At 66.4% G+C, this 11,743-nt stretch carries 11 protein-coding genes; 1 reads left to right on the top strand and 10 read right to left on the bottom strand.

Translation table 11 applies throughout. The annotated features are described in order from the left end of the window. From ACRDUX_RS36330 to ACRDUX_RS36315, 4 genes are all read right to left on the bottom strand, one after another. On the bottom strand, nucleotides 1-543 hold a 543-nt coding region (locus ACRDUX_RS36330; protein ID WP_526421619.1), incomplete at its 3' end, for an LLM class flavin-dependent oxidoreductase. A gap of 62 nt (nucleotides 544-605) precedes the next feature. Continuing rightward, nucleotides 606-1,043, bottom strand: coding sequence for an SRPBCC family protein (locus ACRDUX_RS36325; protein ID WP_526421617.1), 438 nt, complete (start codon nucleotides 1,041-1,043; stop codon nucleotides 606-608). A gap of 57 nt (nucleotides 1,044-1,100) precedes the next feature. After that, the gene (locus ACRDUX_RS36320; RefSeq protein WP_526421615.1) at nucleotides 1,101-2,207 is read right to left on the bottom strand and encodes a CaiB/BaiF CoA transferase family protein; all 1,107 of its coding nucleotides are present in this window, start codon (nucleotides 2,205-2,207) and stop codon (nucleotides 1,101-1,103) included. Next, entirely contained in the window at nucleotides 2,204-2,644 is a 441-nt protein-coding gene (locus ACRDUX_RS36315) for an SRPBCC family protein (protein WP_526421614.1), read from the bottom strand. The genes ACRDUX_RS36320 and ACRDUX_RS36315 overlap by 4 nt, the downstream gene beginning before the upstream one ends. An 89-nt stretch (nucleotides 2,645-2,733) precedes the next feature. Here ACRDUX_RS36315 and zwf point away from each other — a divergent pair, with 89 nt between their 5' ends. Next, on the top strand, nucleotides 2,734-4,230 hold the full coding sequence (gene zwf, locus ACRDUX_RS36310; protein WP_526421612.1) for a glucose-6-phosphate dehydrogenase: 1,497 nt from the start codon (nucleotides 2,734-2,736) through the stop codon (nucleotides 4,228-4,230). A gap of 65 nt (nucleotides 4,231-4,295) precedes the next feature. On the opposite strand, the gene ACRDUX_RS36305 is transcribed toward zwf, so the two are convergent. The 6 genes from ACRDUX_RS36305 to ACRDUX_RS36280 form a co-directional block, all read right to left on the bottom strand. Beyond that, complete coding sequence (locus ACRDUX_RS36305) at nucleotides 4,296-5,768, bottom strand: MCE family protein (protein ID WP_526421610.1); 1,473 nt, start codon at nucleotides 5,766-5,768, stop codon at nucleotides 4,296-4,298. A 1-nt stretch (nucleotide 5,769) separates the two neighbouring features. Then, on the bottom strand, nucleotides 5,770-6,891 hold the full coding sequence (locus ACRDUX_RS36300; RefSeq protein ID WP_526421608.1) for an MCE family protein: 1,122 nt from the start codon (nucleotides 6,889-6,891) through the stop codon (nucleotides 5,770-5,772). Next, a complete protein-coding gene (locus tag ACRDUX_RS36295; protein ID WP_526421606.1) occupies nucleotides 6,888-8,171 on the bottom strand; it encodes an MCE family protein in 1,284 nt (427 codons plus the stop codon). Before ACRDUX_RS36295 ends, ACRDUX_RS36300 begins: the two co-directional genes overlap by 4 nt. After that, on the bottom strand, nucleotides 8,168-9,532 hold the full coding sequence (locus tag ACRDUX_RS36290) for an MCE family protein (protein WP_526421604.1): 1,365 nt from the start codon (nucleotides 9,530-9,532) through the stop codon (nucleotides 8,168-8,170). Before ACRDUX_RS36290 ends, ACRDUX_RS36295 begins: the two co-directional genes overlap by 4 nt. Continuing rightward, nucleotides 9,529-10,560, bottom strand: a complete 1,032-nt coding sequence (locus ACRDUX_RS36285; protein ID WP_526421602.1) for an MCE family protein — start codon at nucleotides 10,558-10,560, stop codon at nucleotides 9,529-9,531. Before ACRDUX_RS36285 ends, ACRDUX_RS36290 begins: the two co-directional genes overlap by 4 nt. Then, a partial coding sequence (locus ACRDUX_RS36280) for an MCE family protein (protein WP_526421600.1) occupies nucleotides 10,557-11,743 on the bottom strand: 1,187 nt, incomplete at its 5' end. The genes ACRDUX_RS36285 and ACRDUX_RS36280, both read right to left, overlap by 4 nt.

The raw sequence follows: 11,743 nt of genomic DNA, 5'->3' as shown, positions 1-11,743 counted from the left end.
GGGCAGCGTGCCGTCGGCCAGTTCCCCGGTCACCCGTAATGCCTTGGGCCCCATGGCTGCAACGTACGTCGGAATCGGGGTGCCGCCCGGCAGCGAGACCGGCCATTCGGGAGCCGCGGTGAACTCGGTCCCGTGGTAGTCGATCGCGCCGGTGTCGAAGATCGACCGCAGAATCTCGAGGTGCTCCCTGAGCCGACCCACCGGATTCGGCCACGCCGTCCCGAACGCCTGCTGTTCGGGCGCGTGCGCGCCGAGGCCAAGACCGAGGCTGAAGTTCCCGTGGGCCGCCGCCTGCGCGGTCTGCGCGAGGCCGGCCACGATCAGCGGGTGGCGCGGGTTGACGGGCACCACGAACGTGCCGACGCCGAGTCCCGGCACGGCGGCGCCGACGAGACCCGCGAGCGAGATCGCGTCGTAGTCGAACCGCTGCGCCAGCCAGATCTGACGGACGCCGACGTCGAAGGCGCGGCGGGCCTGTTCGACGACGTCGTCGACGAGGTTGGTAGCGGTCGGACTGGCATTGAGAACTACTCCGGTGGGCATCTTCACCACAACCGACCGTCGCGACGAGCGCATTCCCTTCGAATCGCCGTGCGCAGAAGAAGTCAGCCGCAGGTGCGCGTCACCCGACACCGCAGCCGCTCGATCGCCGAGTCGAGCACGATCCTCTTGGCCCGTCTGGCCAGGAACTCAGGGATCGGCGCCGCGACGTCGATGATGAGATCGAACCGCACCCGCGTCTGGTCACCCAATCTGGTGAGGACGAACTCGCCGTGCTGACCACGCTGCTGGAACGTGTCCTCGGCGTCCCACACCACCCAGTCCGGGCCCCAGTGGTACTCCAGGACCTCCCTGTCGGTGACGCCCATCAGCTTCAGGGTCGCCTTGACGTGGTGCGGGCGGCCGTCCGGATATCGGTCGAGCACCTCGACGCGCTGATGCACCGTCGACCACGACGGCACTTCCTCCATGTCGGCGAGAGCGTCGAGGATCGCCTCGGGCGAGGCGTCGAACACCATCTCCCGCGACGCTCTCATGGCCATGGAGCAAATGTAATTAACGCCGCGTGCTCATGCAACACTTTGGTCAGCTAACTCTTTCTACCAGCCGACGTCACCCAGTGGCGTGGTGCCGGCGGGGGGAGCGCCGACCGGGCCCGCCGGGGTGCGCGAGAACCGCGGAGCGGGCGCGGCCTGGTCGACGCCGTCCCTGGTCACGATCGTCGACCGCGCCGCGAGATGCTCGTTGGTCGAGGCTTCGGTCCAGGTCAGCACGGGTGTCACGCACGCGTCGGTGCCCGCGAACACCTCGGACCACTCGTCGCGGCTCCGGCTCGCGAAGCGCTCGGTGAAGATCGCCCTCATCTCGTCGTAGCGACCGAGGTCGAACTGGTTGGGTACCTCGTCGGGTGTCAGACCGAGGCCGTCGAGCAGCTGCGCGAAGAACTGCGGCTCGATCGATCCGACCGCCATGTGCTTGCCGTCCGAGCACTCGTAGGTGCGGTAGAACGGCGCACCGCCGTCGAGCAGGAACGACTCGCGCTGATCCTTCAGCGAACCCGTCGCCTTCATGGTCCACATCATCTGCGCCAGAACGCTGACACCGTCGACCATCGCCGCGTCGATCACCTGTCCTTGGCCGGACCGTTCCCGCTCGTAGAGCGCGGCGACGATGCCGAGGACGACGAACATCGACCCGCCGCCGAAGTCGGCGACCAGGTTCAGCGGCGCCACCGGCGGCCGGTCGCGGTAGCCGATGGCGCTGAGAGCGCCGGTCTGCGAGAGGTAGTTGATGTCGTGCCCCGCGGTCTTCGCCAGCGGCCCGTCCTGGCCCCACCCGGTGATGCGGGCGAAGACCAGCCTCGGGTTGACCGCTGCGCAGTCCTGCGGCCCGATGCCGAGGCGTTCACAGGTGCCGGGGCGGAAGCAGTCCAGCAGCACGTCGGCCTTCGCCGCCAAGTCCAGCAGCAGCTGGGGATCGTTCTTGACGTCGAGGTCGACGATTCTCTTGCCACGGTGCAGCAGGTCGACGCCCTCGGCAGGCATGGTCAGCGGTCTCCTCGCCCCGTCGCCTCGTTCGCCCGGATCCGGTCTGCGCACCCGCACCACGTCGGCACCCAGGTCGGCGAGCATCATCGCCGCGTGCGGTCCTGGTCCGATGCCACCCAGTTCGATCACTCGCACCCCGGCCAGGGGTCCCGTGCTCAACCCTTCTTGACCTTGAGGACCTGCTTGCGCAGGCCGTCGGTGGCCGTCTCCATCCCGCCCTTCAGGGTGCGCTTGAGCAGGAAGCCAGGCATCGGTATCGACAGGTCGATGGCCATGTCGAACCTGACTCGGGTCTTGTCGCCGTCGGGTGTCAAGGTGTAGCCGGCGTCCTGCGCCTTGAGCTGACCGGACGACACCAGCGTCCACGTCACGCTGCTGTCGGTCCACGTGTACTCGATCACCATCTTGTCGGTCAGGCCCGCGGCCTTGACCGTCATCTCGACCTGCTTTGGCCGTCCGTCGGGATAGGTCTCGAGGATCACGGCCTTCTGGTACTGCGGTGACCAATCCGGTGTCGCCTCGACGTCGGCAATGACGTCGATGATCTCCTCGGGCGTTGCTTCGATGACCACTTCGCGCGAATCACTGGTTGCCATGCCGCGACAGTAACCAGCGGGTGACGCGCGTCGAGCGCTTTCTGCGTCGAAACCTGCGCTGTTTACCTCGGGGTGGAAACATCGCATGCGTGACCACCGAGACAGCGCAGACCATCGCCCATCCGGCAGCGGGTGCCCGTCCGGGCCGACGCGATGAGGAAGCGCTCGCGCCCCACGTCATCGTCCTGTTCGGCGCGACCGGCGACCTGGCCAAGCGCAAGCTACTGCCGGGCATGGCCTACCTCATCCAGTCCTCCCTCGCACCCAAGATCCGGGTGGTCGGGACGTCGCTGGAACAGCTCACCGACGACGATTTCCGGAAGCTGGCGAAGGAGGCCGTCGACGCGTTCGGCACGCACAAGCTCACCAAGGATCAGTGGGATCACTTCGCCAGCCGGATCTCCTACGTGCCGCAGGGCGCGGGCCCCGAGGCGCTGGCCGCGGCCGTGGCGGCCGCCGAGAGCGAACTGGGGCCGGAAACCAGACGGCTGCACTACCTTTCGGTTCCGCCGAAGGCCGCGCGGGCCGTCATCACCATGCTGAGGGAAGCGAACCTGGTGGAACGCTCACGGGTGGTGATGGAGAAGCCGTTCGGCACTGACCTCGCCAGCGCCGTTGAACTCAACGACTTCGTGCACGAGACGTTCCGCGAACGGCAGATCTTCCGCATCGATCACTTCCTCGGCAAGGAGGCCGCACAGAACATCCTGGCGTTCCGCTTCGCCAACGGTCTCTTCGAGCCGATCTGGAACCGCAACTTCATCGACCACATCCAGATCGACATCCCGGAGACGCTCGGCCTGGACCAGCGGGCGAACTTCTACGAGAGCACCGGCGCGTACAAGGACATGGTGGTCACCCACCTTCTGCAGGTGATGGCCTTCGTGGTGATGGAACCGCCGACCGCGTTGGAACCGCGCGCCATCAGCGAAGAGAAGAACAAGGTCTTCCGTTCGATGCTTCCGATTCACTGCAACGAGGTGGTCCGCGGCCAGTACGCCGGATACCGCACCGAGGTGGGCGTCGCACGCGACTCCGACACCGAGACCTTCATCGCGCTGAAGGTCGGCATCGACAACTGGCGCTGGGCCGGGGTGCCGATCTACCTCCGCACCGGCAAGAAGATGGCAGAGGGCATGCGCATCATCTCGATCGCCTTCAAGGAGGCGCCGCGCACCATGTTCCCGGCCGGCTCGGGTGTCGGCTCCCAAGGACCGGATCACCTCACGTTCGACCTGGCCGACGCGTCCAAGGTATCGCTGTCGTTCTACGGCAAACGGCCCGGCCCCGGCATGAAGCTCGACAAGATGTCCATGCAGTTCTCCACCCAGGAGACCGAGTCGCTCGGCGACGTGCTCGAAGCCTACGAGCGTCTGATCCTCGACGCGATGCGTGGTGACCACACGCTGTTCACCACCGCGGAGGGCATCGAATCGCTGTGGGAGCGTTCGACACAACTGTTGGAGGACCCACCGCCGGTGAAGTCCTATCAGCCGGGCACCTGGGGTCCGAACGCCATCCATCAACTCATCGCACCGAACGCCTGGCGGCTACCCTTCGAAAGAGCTTGGCGCGAAAAGAAATAACGCGCCCATTGTGAATCTGACGACGCTACGCGCGCTCAGACCGTCGTGACGTTCACGCTCGGCGTTCAGCCCGGTGGGGCGGGCGGTACTGGCGGCACCAGCATCGACTGCCACGTCCGGTGGTACGGGTTGGCCAGATCCGACTGGGTGTAACGCTTTCCGTCGGGGCCGATGTAGTCGCCGGTCGCCGGGTCGTACGGAACCGCGGCGATCGGCGGCGCGGGCGGCGGCGGTGGAGCTGCACCGGGCGGCGCGGGCGCGCCCGGTGGATGCTCCGGCACGCTCTGCCCCGAGAGCGTCGCGTTCGGGTCGCCCTTCCAGTTGTAACCGTCGTTCAGTGGCACGTACTGCTGGTCGCTCTCGCACAGCTCGACCGTCGGCGCCCGCTTGGCTGGATTGGACTCGCACGGAATGTTGCGCACACCACGGACATTGAGGCCGGAGTCCTGCGGAATCCGGCAGTACAACTCGCCCTTGGTGCGGTCGGGGTAATCCTGGTCCGACGGCGAACGCTGCTGCTGGACGGGCAGGAATCCGGTGTTGCACGGGGGCGGAAGGTTGAGGTTGAGATTGAAGTCGAGGTAGATGCCCTTGTACGCCTGCTTGGTGCCGGAGTCCGCGACGGCGATCGCCGACATGACGGCTGTGCCCTGCGGGTAGAGGACAAGGAGCTGTTCGAGGTCGGCGCGGTAGGTCACCGCGATGTCGCCGAGGCTGACCAGATTCGCCAGCAGCACCGGCAGGGCGGGGGCCACCCGGTCGAAGAGCGCCTTGCTCTCGTTCAGCGCCGGGGCGCCCTGCTGCAACAGGTCCGCGAAGGCCGTGTCCTGCGCCTTGAGCTGACCGGTGATCGACGCGGTGCGCGCCGCCCACCGAGCGATCGAATCCGACGTCTGCACTTGCGAATCGAGCACCGGTGGCGATTGGTCGATCAGGGTCGTCAGCGGATCGATAGTCTTCCCCGCATCGGCGGCCAGCGCGGTGGACCCGTCGACGATGCGCGTCAGCTCCGGTCCAAGCCCGCCGACGGCCTTGGCCGCTTCGTCGACGACGGTGCGCAGGTTGTCCTGCGGGATCGCCTGCAGCGCCGTGTTCGTCGCATCGAGCAGGCTGCCGATGTCGGCGGGTATCTGCGTCCTGCCGACCGGGATGACGTCGCCGTCGCGCAGCGGCCTTGCGGCGCTGTCCCGCTTCGGGGTGAGTTCGACGAACTGTTCGCCGATGGCCGAGCGGCTGTGTACCGCCGCGGTGACGTCGGACGGGACGGGGGTGTCGGTCTTGAGGTCGAGGACGGCCCGAACGCCGTCTCTGGTGACCTCGATCGAGGCGACCTTGCCGATCTCGTCGCCGCGGTAGGTGACCACCGACGTGGCGTACAACCCGCCGGTGGCGGCGAGATCCAGCGTCACCTCGTAGCGGCCGATCCCGAGCAGCGCAGGCACCTTCACGAAGCCGAATGCCATGATGCCGCAGGCGACGATCGTCACCGTGCCGAGGATCGCCAGTTGTATCCACACTCGGCGCGACAGCCGCAGCATGTCAGTAACCCCCGAAGTGATAGGGCGCGATCAGAGGGTTCTCCGCGGTGTAGGGGCTCGGCATCTGGCCGATCGTTCGGCCCCACTGCAGTTCGAGCTTGGTGAGGTTGCCCTCCCACCTGGTCCCGGTGAACAGGCTGCTGTCCAGCCGACTCAGGGTCAGGTCGACCACGAGGCTGATGTTCGCGAAGTCGCCCCGGAACCAGTTGGCCAGGGTGCTCTTCACCCAGGGGTAGGTCGAGAGGAAGTCCAGACCCTTGGTCAGAGCCGGCCCGGCGTCGGCAAGGGACCGCAGCACCGGCGCGATGTTGCGAAGGTTCTGCACCAGCGAGTCCTTGGTCTGATTGACCGTCGAGGTGGCGATGGCGCTGAACTTGCCGAGCGAGTCGACGGCGTCCGCGATCTTGGTGCGTTCGTCCGCCAGCACGGCCAGCGCCTGCGGGATCGTGGTCAGCGCCTTGTCCACGGTGTCGTCCTTCGCCGCCACCTGCCCGGCCAACGCGTTGAGTTTCTCGGTGGCGGAGATGATGTCGTCGGTCTGGTCGTTGAGTTGCGCGATGAAGGTGTCCAGCTGGGTCAGCAGGCTGCGCATGTCGTCCTCGCGGCCTCTCAGCGCGGTGGCGAAGGACTGGTTGATCTCCTGTAGCCGCCCCAGGCCACCACCGTTGAGCAGGATCGCCACCGAAGCCAATGTCTGCTCGGTGGTGGGATACGTGCCGGCACGGGCCAGCGGAATGACCGAACCGTCCTTGAGCGCGCCCTGGGGCGCCTCGTCGGTCGGCGGTGCCAACTCGATGTGCATGGAGCCAAGCAGGCTGGTCTGTCCGACCTTGGCGGTGGAGTTGGCTGGCAGATGCACGTCACCGTCGATGCGCATGGTCACCAACGCGTGCCAGTCCTGCACCTCGATCTTCGTGACGTTGCCGACGTTGACGTCCGCGACCCGCACCCGGGTGTTCTGTTGAATCACAACGACATCCGGCAGCTGCGCCTGGATGGTGTAAGAACCGGCACCGCCTCCTTCTGTCCCAGGCAGGGTCAGCGAGTTCAGCCCGCGCCACTGGCAGCCCGGGACAAGGGACAGGCATGCGACGACGAGCGCCGCGACGAGTTGGCGCCTCACGGCGGGCCGTCGGACTGGGGAGCGGGCGGAACCATCATGCCGGGCAGTCCCTGGCTGGGGTCGGTCGGCGTGCCGGCCTCGGCGGGCAGTGGGGCCTGCGGCAGCGCGTCGGGACGCAGCCGGTCCTCGCTGTAGGTGAGTTCGTTGGGCCGCGCCGCCGCCCCTACGAACGGATTGAAACCCAATGGCGGGAAATTGTACTGGCGGTTCTTGATGATCGGCGCCAGGTACTGGATGCACAGCTTCGCCGATTGCTCGTAGTTCTCCCGCGAGGCGGCTTGGATTGCGCTGCAGATGAATTGGACCGTGTTGGCGAAGTTGACGGGGGCCAGGATGCCGGTGACCGCGCTCTGCGCGGGCTGGTAGATGTTCATGAAGTTCTGGAAGACGGTCGGTGCGATGTGCAGGACTTGCTTGACGTCGGCGCGGCTGTCGTTGAGCGCCTGGGTGACGGCCGCGAGATGGTCGGTCGCCACTCCGATGCCCTCGCGGTTGTCCGCGACGAAACCGCGAATGTCGGACACCGCGCCGTCGAGACCCTTGGTGGCGTTGGCGAACTCATTGGGAGTGTTGGACAACACGGTGGTCACGTCGGCCAGGTTTTCGTTGAACGCGGCGAGCAGGTCACTACTCGACGACAGAGCCGACACCAGTAATTGGAGGTTGCGGACCGTGCTGAAGATGTCCGTGCTGTGGTCGCCGAGCACCGAAACTGCCTGCGACAGCTTGATTACCGTATCGCGAGCGGTGTCACCCTCCCCGCGCAGGTTGGCTGCCGAGGAGTTGATGAACTCGCCAACGGCGCTCGATCCGCCTGGGGCGGTGGGCTGCAGGGAGTCCGTGAGCTTCTCCAGCTGCGCGCGGAAGTCGTCCCACTCCACGGGAACCGCGGTGCGGTCCTGCGCAATGGAAGCGCCGGTCGCCAGCTTCGGGCCGCCGGTGTACGCCGGGACCAGCTGGATGGCCCTGGCGCTGACGAGCGACGGCGACAGGATCGCGGCCTTGACGTCGGCGGGCACCGGGTACTTGGCGTCGACGGAGAAGGTGACCTTCGTGTTGTCGGGCTGCGGGTCGATCGCGTCCACGCGTCCGACGGCGACGCCGAGGATTCGAACCTCGTCACCGGTGTACAGGCCGTTGGCATTGGCGAAGTAGGCGGTGAAGGTGTCATTGCTGACACGGTTCCACCATGGTGTGGCCACCACCGATATGCCGATGGCGAGGATCACCACCAGGCTCGCCGCGGTCGCGATCCGGGCCGTGCGTGCTGACATGGTCACTGCCCCCCGTCGCCAGAAGGCGGCACTTCGTTGGGCGCCGGGAGGTAGACCGGGCTCGGTGACGGCGCAGGGGCCGAGGAGACCGGACTTGACTCGGCGGGCGGACCGGGCGGTGGCCCACCGGGCGGCGGCGCAGGCAGCGGCTCCCGGTAGGGGTAGCAGCCGGTGGGTCCTGGCAGCGGCAGGCCGGACGGGCCACATCCCTGATCGCCTGGCTTGCCCGTGATCGCGTCGGGCAGAGTCAGATTCGGATCTCCACCCTGGCCAGTCCGCGGGAAGGGCATCGGCAGTGGCGGGGTACCGGGCTGACCGGTCGGCGGGTCGACCAGCTGCGACGGCAGCTTCGTGTTGGGGTCGAGACCCAGATCCGAGAACGCCGCATCGATGAACGGCTGGGCGAACTGGCCGGGAATCAGGTTGACCAGCGAGGCCTTGAAGAACGGACCGGCTCCCAGCACCTCACCGAACGACATCGCGTACCGCCGCAGCAGCGAGAGGGTCTTCTGCAGTTCCGCCTTGTGGGTGTCCAGGATGGACAGCACACCGTTCAGCTTGTCGACGGCGGGCTTGAGCTGCGTTCGGTTGTCGGCGACCAGACCGGAGATCTGTTGAGACACCGTGGTGAGGTTGTTCATCAGGGCGTCGAGGGAATCGCGTTGTGCGAGAAGCTCAGCCAGCAGCGCATTGGTGTTGACCACCAGGCTGGCGATCTGATCGCTGCGCTTGCCGAGCACACCGGTCACCTTGTTGGCATTGGCCAGTAGATTGCGGAGTTGAGCGTCGCGCCCGTTGAGGGTGTCGGAGAACCGCGCCACCCCCTCCAGCGCGATCTTCAGATCGGGCGGGGTGTCCTTGAAGGTATCCGCCAGCGTCGTCAACGACGCCGAGAGCTGGGTCGTGTCAAGGCCGCTGATGGCGGTGGTCAGGTCCCCCAACGCCGTTGGCAGGTCATAGGGGGAGGTGGTCCGCTCGACTGGGATGATGCCCGCCAGGTTGCCGTCGCCGCGGGGGGTCACTTCGAGCATCTTCGTGCCGAGGACGGTTTCGGTCTTGATCGCGGCCTCGGTCCGGTCACCCAGCGCGACGTCCTTGCGGACCGTGAAGTCGACGAGCACCTTGTCACCGTCGAGGGTGACGTCGGAGACCTTTCCCACCTCGAGGCCCGACACCCGCACCTCACTGCCCGGCTTGATGCCGCCCGCCTCGGTGAAGTAGGCCGAATAGTCGGACGTGCGCTTGATGAACGGCAGCTTGTCGTAGGAGAACGCGGCGACCACCAGGGCAACCAGGATGAGAGTCCCAACCACGCCGACGGCCACCTTGTTGCGCTCACCGAGTGGTTTGATCGTGGGTCGCTTCATTTTGGCGTGCACCGTCCCGAATCTTGGCCTGCCACTTTGATGAACACCGGTTGGCCGCCCTTGCCGTTGACCTTGAGCACCAGATCGCAGAGATAGAACCCGAAGTAGTCGCCGTAGAGCCCGTTGCGCGCCAGCACCTGATAGGCGTCGGGAAGCGTCTTGACCAGATCGTCGACGAAGGCGTGGTCGGCCTCGACCTGACCCGCGAATCGGTCGGTCTGTTGCACGGTGTCCTTGATCGGCTGGCGTGCGACCGTCAACAGGTCGGCGACGGAGCCGGCTGCGGCGTTGACGAAGGCCACCCCCGTCGCGATGTCGGCCTTGCGGTCGGCCAGGCCCTGAGCCAGTTGTGACAGCTTGTCCAATCCCGAGGAGAACTGGTCGTCGCGAGCGGCGAACGTGCCGAGCACGGTGTTCAGGTTGGTGATGACGTCACCGATGAGCTGGTCGCGGCCGGCCAGCGTGGTGGTCAGCGCCGAGGTCTGCGCCAGCACCGATGCCACGGTGCCGCCCTGGCCCTGGAACACCTTCAGCAGCGCACCCGACAGCGCATTCACCTGGTCGGGATCCAACGCGCGGAACAGTGGACGGAACCCGCCGATGAGCGCATCGACATCGAGTGCGGGCGATGTCCGGGTCAGTGGAATCGTCGCTCCCGCAGTCAGTTTCCGGACCGGGCCCGGACCGTCCTCGAGCGAGAGATAGCGGTCGCCGATGAGGTTCTCGTATCGCACCACGACCTTGGTGCCCTCGGTCAGCGTCAGGTCCTTGTCGATGGCGAACTTCACCGTGACGGTGCCGTCCTTCTGCAGGGTCAGGTCACTGACCTTCCCGACCTCGACACCGGCAATGCGCACGAAGTTCCCGCCCCTGAGGCCCGAAACGTTGGTGAACACAGCGCTGTACGTGGTTCTGGGGTCAAACCTGAACTGCCCGAACACCGTTACCAGGGCGAACATGAAGACCAGGCAGATCGCGGTGAACAGCGCGACCCGCGCCGAGGTGCCCGCGATGGACTTTCTCTTCACGGCGCTCCCTGTGCCGGTGGCGGCGGCGTCACCGGCAGAGGAGGAACGCCCGGATACAGCGGCGTTCCGTCCGGCCCATACTCGGGTGCTCCATAGGGCGGCGCCCCCGGATAGGGAATCGGTCCCGGCGCGGGCGGACCCTGGTAGCGGACCCTCGGGGGCTCGGGCGTGCCCTTGGTGACGGGAAGGTAGTTGGCATAGCCGGGGAATCCGATACCGGGGTTGGGCCGGACGTCCAGACCGGTACCCCAGCCAGTGTCGGTGATCAATGACTTGACCGGGAAGTTCTTGCTCACGTCGGGCAGCGAGCCGCAGCTCGGCCGGCCGCCGGGTCCGCCGGTGGCGTTGGTCTTGGGCAGGTTGTCGGGGTAGCGGTAGGAGTCGTCACCGAACAGCAGCGCAGCGTCCATGATGACGGACTTTCCGTTGCCGCCCAGGGCATCCCGGCCACCGTGATCGAGGAACCACAGGGCGCCCTGGAACAGGCAGGTGTAGGACGGCGAGTACTTCAACAACAGCGCGGTCGTCGGCTCCAGTGTGTTCAGAGAACGGACCAGGTTGGGCTGGTTGCCGCCGATCACGTTGATGCCAGACTGTGAGAATCCCACCGCGGACAGCAGCAGCGAATCGAGCGCGTTGGCATTGTTCGCGAGGGTTCCACTGGTCTTCGAGAACGAGTCCAGGATGGACAGGATGTTCTGCGCCGCATCCGAATACGCCCCGACGGTCTGACCGAACAGCTGCCAGTCCCGCTTGACGGTCGGCATCCTGGGGTTGACGGCGAGCAGGACGTCGTTGGCATCGGTGATGGCCCGGCCGATGACCTCGCCCTTGCCGCGGACCGCGTCCGCGACCGCGGATAGCACCGAGTTCAGCTTCGCGGGATCGATGGCGTGGACCACGGATTGCAGGTTCTCGAACACGGTGTTGACCTCGACGGTCACGTTGCGGGACTGCAGGACGGCGCCGGGAGCAAGAGGCTTGGGACTCGCACCATCCGAGGGCACGACCAGATTGACGTACTTCGCGCCGAAGGCGGTGCTCGACTTGATCTCGGCCTCGACGTTGCTTGGCAGGTATTGGAAGGGGCCGGGATCCATCTTCAGGTTGAGTGACGCAAGGTTGTTCTCTTCGCCGATGGATCCGACGACCCCGACCTGGACGCCGCGGAGTTTCACCTTGG

Source organism: Mycobacterium sp., from assembly GCF_050701675.1.
In the GTDB taxonomy this organism is placed as follows: Bacteria; Actinomycetota; Actinomycetes; order Mycobacteriales; family Mycobacteriaceae; genus Mycobacterium.
This window is presented reverse-complemented; position numbering and strand designations above follow the sequence as displayed.